Origin of the sequence: Thalassotalea piscium, from assembly GCF_030295935.1 — a bacterium.
Lineage (GTDB): Bacteria > Pseudomonadota > Gammaproteobacteria > Enterobacterales > Alteromonadaceae > Thalassotalea_B > Thalassotalea_B piscium.
In genome coordinates this window covers 3,257,316-3,272,833 of record NZ_AP027362.1, presented here as the reverse complement: position 1 = coordinate 3,272,833, position 15,518 = coordinate 3,257,316, and the positions used below count along the sequence as shown (strand labels likewise).

Annotated in this window: 17 protein-coding genes; 7 read left to right on the top strand and 10 right to left on the bottom strand. The window is 36.3% G+C overall.

Features of this window, described 5'->3' with window-relative positions; all coding sequences use genetic code 11:
• Positions 1-22: 22 nt before the first annotated feature.
• Together QUD79_RS14535 and QUD79_RS14530 are read right to left on the bottom strand one after the other, a co-directional pair.
• Positions 23-2,416 (bottom strand): DUF748 domain-containing protein, encoded by a 2,394-nt coding sequence (locus tag QUD79_RS14535; RefSeq protein ID WP_184424612.1) that lies wholly within the window; start codon positions 2,414-2,416, stop codon positions 23-25.
• A gap of 77 nt (positions 2,417-2,493) precedes the next feature.
• On the bottom strand, positions 2,494-3,513 hold the full coding sequence (locus tag QUD79_RS14530; RefSeq protein WP_184424611.1) for a PEP-CTERM sorting domain-containing protein: 1,020 nt from the start codon (positions 3,511-3,513) through the stop codon (positions 2,494-2,496).
• A 204-nt stretch (positions 3,514-3,717) separates the two neighbouring features.
• On the opposite strand from QUD79_RS14530, the gene trhO reads away from it, so the two are divergent.
• The 4 genes from trhO to tnpC all read left to right on the top strand — a co-directional run bounded on the left by trhO (position 3,718) and on the right by tnpC (position 7,200).
• Positions 3,718-4,689: an oxygen-dependent tRNA uridine(34) hydroxylase TrhO gene (gene trhO, locus QUD79_RS14525; RefSeq protein ID WP_184424610.1), complete on the top strand. Its 972-nt coding sequence runs from the start codon at positions 3,718-3,720 to the stop codon at positions 4,687-4,689.
• A 293-nt stretch (positions 4,690-4,982) separates the two neighbouring features.
• Entirely contained in the window at positions 4,983-5,285 is a 303-nt protein-coding gene (gene tnpA, locus QUD79_RS14520; RefSeq protein ID WP_184423956.1) for an IS66 family insertion sequence element accessory protein TnpA, read from the top strand.
• Entirely contained in the window at positions 5,282-5,632 is a 351-nt protein-coding gene (gene tnpB, locus QUD79_RS14515; RefSeq protein WP_286287996.1) for an IS66 family insertion sequence element accessory protein TnpB, read from the top strand. The genes tnpA and tnpB overlap by 4 nt, the downstream gene beginning before the upstream one ends.
• 86 nt (positions 5,633-5,718) lie before the next feature.
• Complete coding sequence (gene tnpC, locus QUD79_RS14510) at positions 5,719-7,200, top strand: IS66 family transposase (RefSeq protein ID WP_184426944.1); 1,482 nt, start codon at positions 5,719-5,721, stop codon at positions 7,198-7,200.
• Between the two features lie 630 nt (positions 7,201-7,830).
• Here the strand turns inward: tnpC and QUD79_RS14505 are convergent.
• The 8 genes from QUD79_RS14505 to QUD79_RS14465 all read right to left on the bottom strand — a co-directional run bounded on the left by QUD79_RS14505 (position 7,831) and on the right by QUD79_RS14465 (position 13,961).
• Entirely contained in the window at positions 7,831-8,373 is a 543-nt protein-coding gene (locus QUD79_RS14505; RefSeq protein ID WP_184426572.1) for a hypothetical protein, read from the bottom strand.
• A 3-nt stretch (positions 8,374-8,376) separates the two neighbouring features.
• On the bottom strand, positions 8,377-8,694 hold the full coding sequence (locus QUD79_RS14500; protein WP_184426574.1) for a hypothetical protein: 318 nt from the start codon (positions 8,692-8,694) through the stop codon (positions 8,377-8,379).
• 263 nt (positions 8,695-8,957) lie between these two features.
• Entirely contained in the window at positions 8,958-9,512 is a 555-nt protein-coding gene (locus QUD79_RS14495) for a hypothetical protein (protein ID WP_184426576.1), read from the bottom strand.
• A 1-nt stretch (position 9,513) separates the two neighbouring features.
• Positions 9,514-9,831 (bottom strand): hypothetical protein, encoded by a 318-nt coding sequence (locus QUD79_RS14490; protein ID WP_184426578.1) that lies wholly within the window; start codon positions 9,829-9,831, stop codon positions 9,514-9,516.
• Between the two features lie 349 nt (positions 9,832-10,180).
• On the bottom strand, positions 10,181-10,438 hold the full coding sequence (locus QUD79_RS14480) for a helix-turn-helix domain-containing protein (RefSeq protein WP_286288855.1): 258 nt from the start codon (positions 10,436-10,438) through the stop codon (positions 10,181-10,183).
• A gap of 81 nt (positions 10,439-10,519) precedes the next feature.
• Complete coding sequence (locus tag QUD79_RS14475; protein ID WP_184426580.1) at positions 10,520-11,908, bottom strand: sigma 54-interacting transcriptional regulator; 1,389 nt, start codon at positions 11,906-11,908, stop codon at positions 10,520-10,522.
• Positions 11,905-12,468 carry a hypothetical protein gene (locus QUD79_RS14470; protein ID WP_184426582.1) on the bottom strand — a complete coding sequence of 188 codons (564 nt, stop codon included), beginning with the start codon at positions 12,466-12,468 and terminating at the stop codon, positions 11,905-11,907. The genes QUD79_RS14475 and QUD79_RS14470 overlap by 4 nt, the downstream gene beginning before the upstream one ends.
• Complete coding sequence (locus QUD79_RS14465; protein ID WP_184426584.1) at positions 12,465-13,961, bottom strand: sensor histidine kinase; 1,497 nt, start codon at positions 13,959-13,961, stop codon at positions 12,465-12,467. The genes QUD79_RS14470 and QUD79_RS14465 overlap by 4 nt, the downstream gene beginning before the upstream one ends.
• Positions 13,962-14,308: 347 nt before the next feature.
• Between QUD79_RS14465 and QUD79_RS14460 the strand changes: the two genes are divergently transcribed.
• The 3 genes from QUD79_RS14460 (at position 14,309) to QUD79_RS14450 (ending at position 15,399) form a co-directional block, all read left to right on the top strand.
• Positions 14,309-14,590, top strand: a complete 282-nt coding sequence (locus QUD79_RS14460) for an EF-hand domain-containing protein (RefSeq protein WP_184426586.1) — start codon at positions 14,309-14,311, stop codon at positions 14,588-14,590.
• A 70-nt stretch (positions 14,591-14,660) separates the two neighbouring features.
• Positions 14,661-14,942, top strand: coding sequence for an EF-hand domain-containing protein (locus QUD79_RS14455; RefSeq protein ID WP_184426588.1), 282 nt, complete (start codon positions 14,661-14,663; stop codon positions 14,940-14,942).
• Positions 14,943-15,051: 109 nt separating this feature from the next.
• A complete protein-coding gene (locus QUD79_RS14450) occupies positions 15,052-15,399 on the top strand; it encodes a hypothetical protein (RefSeq protein WP_184426590.1) in 348 nt (115 codons plus the stop codon).
• The last annotated feature ends 119 nt before the right edge of the window (positions 15,400-15,518 follow it).

Genomic DNA, 15,518 nt, shown 5'->3' with positions numbered 1-15,518 from the left:
TGCTTATTAAACTTATGGTAGCTTAGGTTGAAAAGCTCAGTCTTGGCTTTGCATTATTACTAGTATCAATACTAGGTGTGCATAAAATTATGCGTGAGCTTGGTATATTATGTTGTTTAATCATAAGCGTTTTAAAGCTATTAAACCGCTGTAATGAAACCGCGTTAAGTTGCTCTATTTGCTCAGGCTCTATAACGGCAGTACCATTTTTTAAATTAATATCTTCAGGTACAGCTATTGGGCAAATAGTAACGTGAGTGTCGGGCTTATCAATTAAAAGCTGTGCAAATTGTGCTACAAAAGTATCCTCTGTTACTGAAGTTTGAATTTGCTTAGGTACAAAAAACAAGTCATTAAATCGTACTTTTAATATAGCGTCTGCGGCGCTCATCGCAATAGAAACCACATTGGCATAAGGCACGAAAGTCTTCATTAAATAATCTTTTGCGGCCATCATTGATGCTTTTTTTACTAAAAAAGTGGTTATGTTAATTAATCCAAATTCAGGCGCATTAATATCGCCCGAAATGGGGATTGATAAGTCAACATTACCATCGCTATCTTTAAGTAAATCAAGTGCCACATTCAAAGGCATACTAGCCGTTGTATTTACAACTCCTGGTGCGGATGCAATTTGTGTATCAAATTCTATGTGGCGAATTAGTAGATCGGTATTACCTGATAATTCATCATTGTCGATTTGGGTATCAATAGTTAAATTAAGTTGACCACTTTTTATTTCATGCTTGAGCGCACTGCTAACATAAGGTGAAACATCGGTTAAATCTATCTCATTAATATTTCCCTTCACACTATACTTTGGCTTTTTAGCAAAAAATTGATTAACACTGGTTAGGTTAAAGTTTTCATACTTATTACTTTGCCCAGCAATAGATAGCGTTGTTTCTTGGTGAGGTAGGTGATTATTAATTGGGCCAAGTTCAAACTTATCGATAGTGTATTTACGCTGATAAAAAGGCTTTATGCTAGCATCAACTAAATTAATGGTTGCCGGATCGCTAACACTTAACTGGTTAAGAATAAACTGATAGTCGCTAGTCGCTGGGCTTGTTGTACTGTTACTAACGTTTGTATTAGGTATAGATGGGTTATTGCTAATGTGCTTATTAGCATCTGTTGCATTGTTACTGGCAATAAATAATTGAAGAGGGAGTAAGTTCTCAATTTCTTTTGTCGCGTTAATATATGTATCTATAGCTAAACCACCAAAGGTTAATGTATCTATTTCAGTGTTTAATTTACTTGCTTTAACTGCGGAGAATTTGGTTTGGTCAATGCGTAATATAGGGGGTAATTCAGTAGTAAGGTCATCAGATACTATTAATTTGTTAATTAATACTGAAGGTAGCGTTAACGTTGGAGAAAAACCTGTGGTTTCGATCGTTATGGTTGGTAATAATATTTTTCGCACACTAGTAAGTAATAATTGCTTGTTTTCGTTGTTATTTACTGCCAAGTGGTCAAGTGTGTATGTACCACTTCCATTCACTGAAAGCGTTTTGTCGTTGTTGATCTTAAGTGCTAGCTCCTTTGCGTAGAACACTTGTTTGTCAATTGACGCTGCAATGTTGTTATGAACAAGCGCTAATTGCTCTAAACGTACTTGTGAGTTGTTTAACATTACCTCAATTTTGCCACCAAACAGATTAGTTTTTTGTTGGCCGTTAATATCGATTAAGCCAGACGCTATTTGGCTATTGTGGGGGAGCCAAGGTGATAGTAATGATAGGTCAAAACGACTCATTTCAATGTTAGTTTCAATCGTTCCCTGATCGGCAACCTTATTAATATCACCCGATATATTTATTTTACCCTGTGCTATTTTTGCATTTAATTGAAATTGACCTGACTGCTTTTTGCTGTCAGCTACAATATTTTTTGTACTTAAATAGCTGGCTATAAAGTCGAGCTTTTTATCATTGTTTTCATAACCAATTTTTGCATTTTTAATACTAAGCAAAGGTATTATAAGTTCATAGTTTATTGGTGAGGCTTGTTCGTTGGCTGTTTTTGTAGCTTTGCTAGCTAATGAGAAGCCAGCCACTTCTTCAAATTTACCGTCTTTACGTACTTTAATAAATAACCCATTAAGATCGAATTGTTTAATATAAACCCGATCAAATAACAGTTGATAAAGACTAACTCCCAACTCAAGCTTTCTAATAGCTAAAACAATGTCTTTATTTTTACTAATAACAAAGTTTTCAACATTAATTTTTGATAAAAATGGATTGTAACGTACATGGCTTTGCCCAGCTAAAGTAAGTGCTTGTGGGGTAAGTTGCTGCTGTATATAGTGCTTTGCAATTTGCGGAGATAACAACCAAATTAAAATAAGCGTAACAAAAATAAAAATAACAAAGTATTTAAGTGTTTTTAGGCAAGTATTAATCATTTTACCAGTAGTATTAATTAAAAGACGGTAATGTTAACTGATATTAGTAGTTATGCATACGTTGTTTATTAAGATGTTTAGGTATAACTTTTATTACTAAAATGCGTTTTTCTGGTAATGGGTATTAAAGCTAACGACAGTAATAACAATAGTACGGAACTTGGCTCAGGTACCGAAATATAAGGGTATAAAAATTGACGAATACCATAATCGTCATTTGATAATGGGTTCGGATTATTAGCAGGGTTCATTGAAGAAATACCTAATCCGTACGACTCCATTAAAATATCAACGCCAGACTTTTGAGGAGTATTACCCACATTGTAAATGCTAAGTGGAGATGCCGCAGGGTTAAATACATTAACCGCTGAAGCCCAAGAGTTAGTTAAAGAGCCAGCACTGCCGTCGTAATTATCGTCAATAAAGTTAGCGCTATACACATCTACATCACCAAAGCCCAGTGCATGACCAATTTCATGAGTTAATAAACGAAAAAAAATATCTAAATTATAAACAGCATTAGCGTTACTATTAAGAGTAAGATCTGCACCCACAATAGCAGTAGAACCATCATAGTTTTTAGTGCCAGATGTTAAATCAACACTACTACCTATGGCGCTAAACCATGTTTCGCCTTGTAAGTTTGAGTTACCAGGATTCCAGAAATAAGCGTCGTTTTTTGCTAATAAATCAATTTCTGCACCTGCACGATTAATTCCTCCCCCGTTTAAATAATTTGCCCCTTGAACAGGCGTATCAAAATCTTCAACAAAGCGTAAATCAGTGCCTAACCCTGAAATGGGATCAACACTAGTCCATACATTAAACGCACTCTTAACGGTATAGGTAAAAGCATTGACTGAAGGTAATTCGTTCCAAGTAAAAAAGTCGCGATAAGCTTCATAAGAACCACCTTGTAATGAATAACGAAGTCCACTAGCGAGAGAGCGCTCACCTGCGCCAAAAACTACGCGTTCACTTGCATCCCATCGAGAGCCCCCAGATAAACCGTTATTATTAAAAATAACGCCTGCGCTAACGGGAGCGACATAAATCAGAGTGATAATCAGTAATAAGATAGCAGTAGTTACTTTCATTTTAGATCATCCTTAATGTTAATAGGAGGCAAATTCTAGCGCTTAAGCACAAGGATTTAAGATCAAGTGTAGTAAACAATCTCAGATATAAAAGTTATTTCGATTAAAAAAACAACAGCAACAAACCAATTTCTTTGCTAAAATGCGCGACTATTTTAATCTACAGCACCATATTTACGATATGGCTAGTTCAATGGGTATGTTATGAAACAAGTTACCGTATGTGCACTTTATAAATTTGTGCGTTTAGAAGATTTTGAAAAAATTAAAGACCCTTTACTCAATCACATGTTAACGAATGATGTCAAAGGCACTTTGTTAATTGCTAACGAAGGCATTAACGGCACAATTGCTGGTTCGGCTTCAGGTATAGAGTCAGTGTTAGCGTTTTTACAAAAAGATGAACGTCTTGCTGAAGTGTCTTATAAACTCTCTTACCACCAAGAAAACCCTTTCCAACGCACAAAAGTTAAATTGAAAAAAGAAATTGTTACAATGGGGGTTGAAGGTATCGATCCTAATCAAGTAGTAGGCACTTATGTAAAACCGAGTGAGTGGAACGAGTTAATTTCTGATCCTGAAGTACTGCTAGTAGATACACGAAACGATTACGAAATTGAAATTGGTACCTTTAAAAATGCAATTAATCCTAATACCGAAAGCTTTCGTGAGTTTCCTGATTACGTTAAAAATAATCTTGATAAAAATAAACATAAAAAAGTGGCCATGTATTGTACTGGTGGGATCCGCTGCGAAAAATCAACAGCTTACCTAAAAGAACAAGGCTTCGAGGAAGTTTACCACCTTGAAGGCGGTATTTTAAAATACTTAGAAGAAGTACCACAAAGCAATACAATGTGGGAAGGTGAATGCTTTGTTTTTGATGGCCGTGTAGCGGTAAATCATAATTTAGAGCAAGGTGAGTATGATCAATGCTTTGCGTGTCGTTACCCGATTACCGAAGCAGAAAAGCAAAGCGAGCATTATATAAAAGGGGTAAGCTGTCCTAAATGTCACGACAAAATGACCGCCGAGCAAAAAGCACGTTTCGCCGAGCGAGAGCGTCAAATCGAACTTGCTAAACAACGTGGCGATATTCATATTGGCGGCGAAGTTAAAGAGATAATTGAACAACGCCGAATTGAGAAAAAGCAGAATAAAGTAGTTGAAAAATAACAAAGTCTGCTTGTTTGCTTGCTCATAATAAAATTGACCTAATCACCCGTGGGTTAGGTCAGTAATGAGACTACAAAAGTCTCTAAGCTAAGTTTTCTTTTACAGTTGGCTAAAATGTGAAGTACCGCGAAACCAAGCAAGCTGTAACGAATCAGACTTGAAAAACCTTATAGAGCCTATTGGCTACAACCTACCAGACTTCTTTTATTAACGTAAGCGTCGGTTAAACCACACCTTTTCAATAATCGCCAAACTAAATAAACTCCTCAATAATTTACTATTGAGGATATATCATGACCCGAAGAACGTTAGATGATTGGACGAAACTTATTGAACAACAAGCCCAAAGTGGCTTATCTATTCTTGCTTTTTGTAGGCAACACCTGATACCTACGTCAAATTTTTATAAATACCGACATAAAATTGAACACCTCAATCAAACATCGGGTTTTGTAAAAGCTAAGGTAGCAACAAAGGTAACAACTCAACCTGCCGATGCAACAATACACATAGTCTTTGGCGACACAAGGTTAACGCTACCTCATCATTGCGAACCAACATGGTTAGCTGAACTTATTAAAGCGTTACACGCATGAAGATGTTTGTTGATGTGCCTGATGTCTATTTACACCGCCAGTTTGTCGACTTTCGCAAATCCATTAATGGTTTATCGGCTTTGCTCGATAGTGAGCTGCAATTACCCGTGCTCTCTGGGGCTTTGTTTGTGTTTTGTAATAAAGGTCGCGATAAATTAAAAATTTTGTATTGGGATCAGACGGGTTTTGCGCTGTGGTATAAACGCCTTGAGCGAGATAAATTTAAGTGGCCAACAAGGTTAACTGAATCGACCATGGAGCTCACCGAGCAGCAATTACATTGGCTGTTATCTGGCTTTGATGTGGTGGGCCATCAAGCGATGAGCCTCGATAATTTGTCCTTATAACCTGCGATCATAAGCAGCAGTTATCGATCACGAAATAGTCTAGGTAATAACAACAACTTAACCATTTACTCTGGTAAAATAACTGCATGAATACCAAGACTAAACTTCACCAACGTATTGCTCAGTTAGAGCGGTTATTAGCAGAAAAAGACGCACGTTTACTGTTCCTTGAAGAGCAGTTTCGCCTAGCGCAGCAAAAACAATTCGGTAAAAGTGGTGAAGGCTTTGCAGGTCAAGGGGAATTGTTCAACGAGGCGGAAGAAATCGCTGTGCTTGCTGAAACTGAGCAACAAGACATCAGCTATCGCCGTAATAAACCAAAGCGTAAACCCTTACCGAAAGACTTACCACGGGAAGTGGTGGTGCATGATATTAGCGACGCTGAGAAAGTGTGCGTTTGTTGTCATGCTCAATTACATAAAATCGGTGAAGACATCACTGAAAAACTAGACTTCATCCCGGCACAAGTCAAAGTTATTGAACATGTTCGCCCTAAATACGCGTGTCGTGAATGCGAAAAAACAGGCACTAGCAACCCGATTAAACAAGCGTTGATGCCAGTAAGTCCTATCCCTAAAGGCATTGCTACTGCAAGTTTACTGAGTCAACTCATTACCAGTAAATATCAATATGGTTTGCCTCTTTATCGCCAAGAATCATTATTCAAACAATACGGTATCGCGCTCAGTCGCCAAACAATGAGTGATTGGATGCTCAAATCAGCAGCGTTATTTCCCCCGCTCATCAAACGGCTTAAGGAAGAATTACGAAAACAAGCAGTGATACATGCCGATGAGACTACGGTCAATGTCATCAAGTCTGACAAAATAAAAAGTTACATGTGGTTGTATTGCACGGGCACGGATTCCCCCATGCCCACTAGTTCAATCCCAAATATTATCTTATACGATTATCATGATAGCCGTGCAGGTCGCTGCGTGGTTGATTATCTCGACGGCTATTCGGGCTACCTTCAAGTTGATGGTTATCAAGCCTATCATCAAACCCAAGCAACCTTAGTGGGTTGTTGGGCACATGCGCGGCGTAAATTCATTGAAGCCAAACAAGCACAACCCAAAGGAAAAAGTGGTAAAGCTGATGTGGCGCTAAGTTATATTCAAAAATTGTACGGTATTGAATCGCGTTTTAAAAATACAACTCCAGAAGAGACTTACGAGGCTCGCCAAACTCAAGCCAAACCGATACTAGATAAATTACACGGTTGGTTTACTCAACAAAATGTGTTGCCCAAAAACAAATTAGGTGAAGCTATCACGTATCTGAGTAATCAGTGGCCAAAATTGGTGGGTTACCTCGAAGACGGTCGCTTGAGCATCGACAATAATCGTGCAGAGCGGGCAATAAAGTCCTTCGTTATCGGACGTAAAAATTGGTTGTTTAGCCAAACCGCTAACGGTGCCGATGCGAGTGCTGCACTGTATAGTATTATCGAAACCGCTAAAGCTAATGGCTTAGTTCCATTTGATTATGTCAAGCAATGTCTTGAAGAGTTATGTAAACCACACCCTGATATTGACGCAATATTGCCGTGGAACATCAAGCGTTAGTCAGTAGAAAATGATAATGCAGAAATAAAAACGAAAGGTAAAACAGAGGTAATCATCCGTGATCAACACTCCCTGTTTACTTCATCCCTCATAGCAATCCTCGCTACATCACCTCATCCGTAAAGCTTCCCTAAACAAGCATCCAGCTTGCTGTTGTTACCAACTTTTTAAGTCTAGAATAAGGATGAAATATTGCAAATAATGCTGAATAAAAAATTTAGGTGTGGTTTAACCGACGCTTACCATTTATATATTCGCAATTGGTGGACATTATGCCGATCATTAGAAAAACATAGCCATAATTAGTTTGTTAAATAACTAAAGCGACGGCTAGTACGAATAACTTAACACAATTTTTATCGGATCAGATACACATAAAACATTTACTCAACTTGCTGTTTTAAATGATGAACGTGGAGCTAAACCTGAATCATTAGGTAAGAATTAATATCAATTAATCAGCCTTTATTTAGCTCGAAATCAAATATAAGCGACTGTCCTAGTTATACTTTGTAAGCGACTGTCCTTGTTATACTTTGCAACTATTTACTTTATAAGTAGCGCTTTGGGCTTGTTCAACACCCGAATAAGATGTCGGCTGCGCGACACCTATTCTTATTTGTTATATTTTTAATACTTTATTTTAGAGAGAATATTTAATAGTTGCTTACCACTAAATTCACCTGTGACTTGATATACTATATCACTACCTTTTTTATTTAAATAAATTCTATCGTAATCAACATTACTTCCTATTATGACAAAGGCATATAAATTTCCATTGCTATAAACGGATAGCTTATTTTGAGAATTTATATCAAATGCCGATTTGATATCGTTGAAGTTATCTATATCTAAATCCTCACTGTACAAGCCCATAAAAAACTCATGAACGGTGAGTCCTAACTTTTTATGTAAATTGGATATTGATATTTCAGGAGGATTCAATCCAATTGATAACTCTAGACTGCCTTCTTTTATTACCGCAGTAGTGGAAGTTATACCTAAAAGGTAAACTTCTTCTATTGTGTGTTTCGACACACAATAGAAGAGGTCAACCACTCTTATACTAAAATAATTGTCATAACACTTTGTGCTTGGTAATTTCAATATTGGATTCGCATATATTGAATATGATGTCATTAATAAAATGATAAATGCACCAATTTTCATAAATTATTGCCCCATCGATGCCATTTGTAAGTCTGTACGGAAATTTCTAATAACGACCTTTGCACAGGTTAATGATTGTTTATTACTTAATTGGCTAAGTACTCGTTGAGTAAAGTTTCTTGCAATCCACGAAATGGTCGCTTTGCCGCCAGTAGGTCTTGGAACCCAATTTAATGCTGTAGTGCATTTTTGAGTTTCAAAAAACATTTTTCCAAATACTTCTGCGACCCTTGGGGTTACAGTGCCATTAAATTGTAAATTTAAACCTGCCCCTTTATAAAGTGCATTAATGGCATTTTTAACTGCTGCCTGTTCCTTCATCGATGTTTTCCTCGGTTTGATAAAAGTATCGCCTCATTAAGAGGTGAGCGAAGCGAATTCTAGCCAACTGAAACGAACCCTAATTGAATGACTTATAGTTAGACCGTTCCACTAATTAACCAGTTTACTTAACTCACTAAACGGTGGAATATGCTTCTGTTGAACACGAATGTTTGAATGAAAACATTCGATGCTTATAACAAGACCTTCGGTTCAACAGAAGTCACTTGTTTTACTACGCATACTCAGGGATTGTCGTCTTGTTATATTTTTATAGGTAGTTTTATCCGAGATAAAATTTCAGTGGCCTTATCTAGACTTATGTCACCTGTAATTTGATAAACAAACTCACTCTTTGGTGTTGTTATATAAATAGTATCGATTCGTTGTTTACCTATAATGGCATAAGCTTTGACATCGTTATTTTGAAACATAAAAATATGATTTTCAACATTGATATTGTAGGCATTCAATATCGCATTAATATTATTAATTTCGTCACTTTTCTCATATAACTTTTGAAAAAAGACTTGAACACTGAGTTTATATTTTATATGAAGATCATTCGTTACGATTGAGGAAGGAATGTATCCTACAGATATATCACCTCCATTACTTTCAGTATAAGTAAATGTCGGTATAGAGCCACCAATATTTTGGATTCTCGTTAATTTTTTTTTATCAAAACAAAAAGCTAAATCTACAATTGAAGTGGTTAAATCAGAACTTTCGCATATGGATGAAGGCCATTCTGTATTGGCGTGCGCATAAACATTGAATGTTAGCGCACATGCTAAAGAAAGTGTTTTAAATTTCATTTTATATCCCTAATCCAGCCAATTGGAGTGGGCGTTGAAATTGTCCAACCCTTACCCTAGCACAAGACAATGATTGCTTTTCGGATAATTGAGCTAAAACACTTTTCCCAACATTTTGCGCTACCCAAGCTATAGTTGCTTTACCTCCTGTAGGTCTAGGAACCCAACTAAAAGCAGTTGAACACGTGTTGATCTCTTTTAATAATTGACCTACTAACTCTGCCACCTTTGGATTTATGTCGCCAGTATACTTACTTTGTATACCTGAAAAATTGTATAGTGAGTTTATTACTTGTCTTACTTTCTCTTTATCATTCATCTGATTCTCCTTAATTAAATTGAATGAAAATATAGACATAATGACTCCCTACGAGGCTAGCCTCCATATCGTGGGTTAATTTAAAAAATCAGAGCCATAATTAGTTTGTTAAATGACTAAAGCGGCGGCTAGCATGAATAACTTTAACATAATTTTTATCGGATTAGATACACATAAAACATTTACCCAACTCCTTGTTTTAAAATAGGATCGAGGGGCTAAACCTGAATCATTAGGTAAGAATTAATATCAATTCATCAGCCTTTATTTAGCTCGAAATAAAATATAAGCGACTGTCCTTGTTACTTTTATCCTTGTTATTTTCATTGTTATTTTTATGTGTTAGAAACTAACCTTCCCGAAATGCTTCTGCATTTAAATGATGTTTATTCAATAGTTTGTAAAACTCTGTTCGGTTTCTTTGGGCAATTTTGGCGGCTTGCGACACATTGCCTGCGGTTGTTTTTAAGATAGTTGCCAAGTAGTCACGCTCGAATTGATCACGTGCTTCTTGAAAAGAAGGGTGTTGAGCGGGGGCTTCGCGTAGTGCATTTCTAACTAAAAAATATAAGCGACTGTCCTTGTTATTTTCAAAAATAATTAGCACTAATTTGGTTAAAACTAGCAGTGTATTAAAATATAAGCGACTGTCCTTGTTATTTTCATTGTTATTTTTATGTGTTAGAAACTAACCTTCCCGAAATGCTTCTGCATTTAAATGATGTTTATTCAATAGTTTGTAAAACTCTGTTCGGTTTCTTTGGGCAATTTTGGCGGCTTGCGACACATTGCCTGCGGTTGTTTTTAAGATAGTTGCCAAGTAGTCACGCTCGAATTGATCACGTGCTTCTTGAAAAGAAGGGTGTTGAGCGGGGGCTTCGCGTAGTGCATTTCTAACTAATGATTCACTAATGAGTGACTCGGTTGATAATGCAACACTTTGTTCTACCACGTTTTGTAATTGCCTTATATTACCCGGCCAAGGCGCACAAATAAGTAATTCCATAGCCGCTTGTGTAAAACCATTAACTTGTTTAGTGGTTCGCCCTGATGTTTGGCTTAAAAAGTGTTGTGCAAGCAGGGGAATGTCTTCTCTTCGATCAGACAATGGCGGTAATACTAATTCAACCACGTTTAAGCGGTAATATAAGTCTTCTCTAAATGTTTGCTCTTTAATCGCTTTTTGAAGGTTTTTATGAGTAGCAGCAATAATTCGTACATCAACCTTTACTGAAGTTGTACTTCCAACGGGGCGTATTTCTTTTTCTTGTAATGCACGTAGTAGCTTAACCTGAAAATTCATTGGCATATCGCCAATTTCATCTAAAAATAAGGTGCCACCATCACTGGCTTCAAATAAACCAATATGGTGATTGTCGGCGCCAGTAAAAGCCCCTTTTTTATGGCCAAAAAGTTCTGACTCTAGTAATTGCTCTGGAATTGCAGCGCAGTTAATTGCGGTAAAAGGCTTTGTGCTACGCTCGCTTGCTTGGTGTATTGCTTGCGCTAATAGCTCTTTACCCGTACCACTTTGGCTATGAATTAACAGACTAAAATCACTTTTTGCTACCTGATAAGTTTGCTGTAATAGTGTTTCCATTACCGCGCTACGCGAAATGATTTTTTCTCGCCAAACGTGCTGAGCTTGATCGTTATTATTTGTGCTTGAAAGGGGCTGTAAACGAATAGCCTGTTTAACCGTATCCAGTAACTCTTGGCTTTCAAAAGGCTTTGTTAAAAAACTAAAAACACCTTGCTTAGTTGCATTAATAGCGTCGGGAATTGTTCCATGTGCTGTCATAATAATAACTGGCAAACTGGGGTATTGTTGACGTATTTTTTCAAATAACGCCATGCCGTCCATACCTTCCATACGTAGATCGCTGATCACTAGTTGTGGCTGAAAGCTTTTTAAAATTCCTAACGCTTGCTTAGCGCTTTCTGCCGACTCTATTTGATAGCCAGCTGCTGTAAGTCTTATGCCTAGCAACCGTAATAAACTTGGATCATCGTCAACAATTAACACCTTCTCTTTGGTGTCGATTGCGCTATTGTTGTTCTCGTTATTTATACTCATAACGATGTACCATGATCATTAATTGAGCGCTCAATTTTTTTAAGTTGAATTATTTGTTGCTGTAATTTTTGTGAGCGCATTTCAAGCATTTCAATTGACTGTTGCTGTAGCTGTAATTGTTTCTGTGTTTCTGTGTTAGTTTTTTCTTTATTAATTAACTTATTTAAAATTAATAACTGTTGGTTGAGTTGGTCCCTAAGCATGATAATAAAAGCAAGATCTCCTACATTAAATTGAGCTTGTGCTTCTTGAATTAATGCTTGCTGGTTAAGTCGTGACTTTGCAGAATACGGATTATGTATTGGAGAATTGGGCAAGCTGTGAAGTAACAATAAATGATATTCTGCCGCTTGGTTCCCTTGTGACTCTTTAAGTTGTTGATTTTTAATCTCTGTAGTTAGTTCTTCGTTATCAAGGCTTTTTATCCATAAATAGTAACTGCCGTAATAAGAGTATTCGGTATTGTTTTTTGCAGTTAACTGACAACCAGACACTAGCGTAATCAATACAATTACCAGGGCTGTTTTAAAAATACTAAAGGGGCTAAGTAATAAATTCATAGTGAATCAGGTTCCGTATGAGTAACAGATAAAGGTGATATTAGTTGGGCTTTGGGTAATGTTATTTTGAAAGTAGTATAACTTGGAGACTTAGTACTACTGTCGATACTGATTGTTCCATTCAAACGCATCAACAATTCTTTTACAATAGTTAGACCTAAGCCACTGCTTTTTATTTGACTGTTGTGCGCTGTAGAGCCTTGATAAAAAGCATCAAATACTTGATTGTAGTCATGCGAAGATATACCAGCACCTTGGTCGGTAATTGTTAAGTGTAACAAGTGCTCTTCAACCCATGACTTTATGGTAATTATGCCATTTTCAGGCGAAAACTTAACCGCGTTCGATAGCAAATTATCTAATATTACGCTTAATTGCTTGCTGTTACACTGAATAGTAATGTTATCTACCTTTTGAATAATGGTTAATTGTTTTCTTTTTAAGTCTAAAATACGAAGCTCCAAAGCGCTTTTAACTTCTTTGGCTAAGTTAATAACTTCGGCATCTTGTAAGCTGGTTGAGTCAAGCACAATATTAAAATCGAGCAAGTCTTCAATAAGGCGTTGTAAACGATTAACACTCGTGCGAATAATATGTGTTATTTCTTGTTGATCATTATTTAATGCGCCTACACTGTTATCGTAAAGCAACTCAGTGCCTTCTCTAATCGCAGCTAACGGCGTTTTAAGTTCATGAGAAATATGGCGAATAAAGCTCGATTTTTGTAGCTCTAATGCATGTAAACGGCTGCGCATTAACTCTAACGCTTCTGCTATTTCTTCTATTTCAATAGAGCCATCAACAGTAATTGGTTGTTGAAAGTTACCTTGCTCTAACAATTTAATTTTACCGAGCAATACTTTAAGAGGTAATGTAATTAATACAATAAAAATGCCAGCAATTAATAGGGTGATAGGAATAATTAACAAGCTAAAGAGCATAGTGCGTTTAACTTGGTTGGCAGAGTTTTCCATATTGCTTGCTTGTTGATTAATAACCTTATTTGAATGTAAAGCCAGTTGTTGATTAACGAGGGCAAGCTCTCTAAAGTATCGTTGAAGCTGCTCTAAGCTTATTGAGTTTACTGAATTTACTTGAATCAGCTGGTCGATTTCAATGAGCTTGTTATTATACTGTTGAATGATTTTTCGGAACTGTTCATCATTATATTGGCTAAACTCTTGTACTAAAATTTGCTTTAGCGCTGCTTTTCTTTCTAAGTATTGATTAAGCAATTCATGCTCTTTCAACACTACGTATTGGCTAGCAAAACGCTCTAATCGCGTTAAGGTTTGGCTCACCTGCCTATTATTTTCAACAAGTTCAGCGACGTTAAATATTGCAGTTGTACCTTGCTCAGAGAGTTTATTCACTTGGTTTGCACTATAAAGAAACGCAAAAACCAAAGGCAGGGCAACCAAGCCGAACCCCATAAGTGTTAGCGTTTTAATTGAAACATGATAAAACGAGATTTTTTTAATCCATTGTTGCATAAGTTAATGCGCTTATTTGTTGTAAACCACTATCTAATACCCCGATTTAACCCTTTTTAGTGAGGATAAACAATATTGTCTCAAATTAGCGACAGGAGACTTTGTTGAAAATTTACCTTCTTAGTTATTGTTATTTAACATTATTTTTATATTTGTGTTGGCTCAGCGTTAAGTAGTTTATTTGAAATTATTTTAGTTGTTGCTAATTAGCGACAGTGTATCCCTGGTGGTTTATATAAAACCCTTTAATTTCAGTTGGTTACATTTTGGCACGTTGCCTGCAATAGTCCAAGTGATAGTACATAAACTTACTACGTTAACCATACTAACTATGAAGGAATAAAATTATGTTTAATTTAAAAAAAGTATCGCTAGTTGTTGTTGGTTCTTTAGTAACCGCTTTTTATGTTAGCGCAAACGAGCCAGAAAATACTGCAACTGAAGCGTCTAATGTCGATCTCACACAATTGTTAAGTCAATACGATAAAGACGGTAATGGTTTGCTAAGTAAAGCAGAAGTGGCCGCGAGTAAGCACAAAATATTATTAGAGAATTTTGATGATATTGATACCAATAACGATGAAACGCTAAGCCATTCAGAACTTAGTTCATTTAAATTAGATAACTAACAGACGCTTATTGGTTAATCACTCAGTATTAACCAATCACTATTAATCACTTTATGAAGGAAGAAAAAATATGTTTAGTTTAAAAAAAGTAACCTTAGTTGTAATTAGCTCTTTAGTAGCTGCTTTTTATGTTAGTGCAAATGAGCCAGCAAAACTTTCAAATGAAGTAAGCAAGGTAGATCTTACTCAATTATTAAGTAAATTTGATAATGACGGTAATGGCTTATTAAGCAAAGCGGAAGTGGCTGTTAGTAAGCATGCAGTATTATTAGAAAACTTTGATCACATTGATGCTAATAATGATGGCGGCTTAAGTGAAGCAGAACTTAGCGCTTTCGACAGTAATAACTAATTTAATGGCTTACTTTAAAATAGAAGTAAGTCTGTTAGCCGTTTAAGCTCGACTTTGCCAGTTACTGTCCCCCAACCAAGTAACTGGCTTTTTTTACAAGGTACAAAAAATGATCAAGTCAGATATTCCAAAGCCAGCAATGACACGCTATATCCAATTAGATGATTGGATTTTTGAAGTAAAAGCAGTAAGAGCTTTAAGAGTAAAAGACTACGGACAGCCTTATTCAGCTATCGTCAACATTAATGTGAATGGCGATAGCGCTTATATCGATGGATTGATGAGTCGTGAACAAGAGCAATTTTCACGTAATGACTATAATACTGTAGTCGAATTTTGTCGTAAACTATCATTAAATACTGTTAGTTTTGATCGTTTTAAAAATGGTGCCCTTGTATCGGAAATAATCGACTTAAAGAAACAAAGTACTGCGATGTTATTTAAACTCGCTAATTAGCTGACGAGTTACAAGCGACGTTTTATAATAACTAGCTCATACCATAGGTTTTTATAACGAAAGTAAATACTTACTTATGCTAACCTATGGTATTACTTTGTACTTGCTGTTTTTGTAAA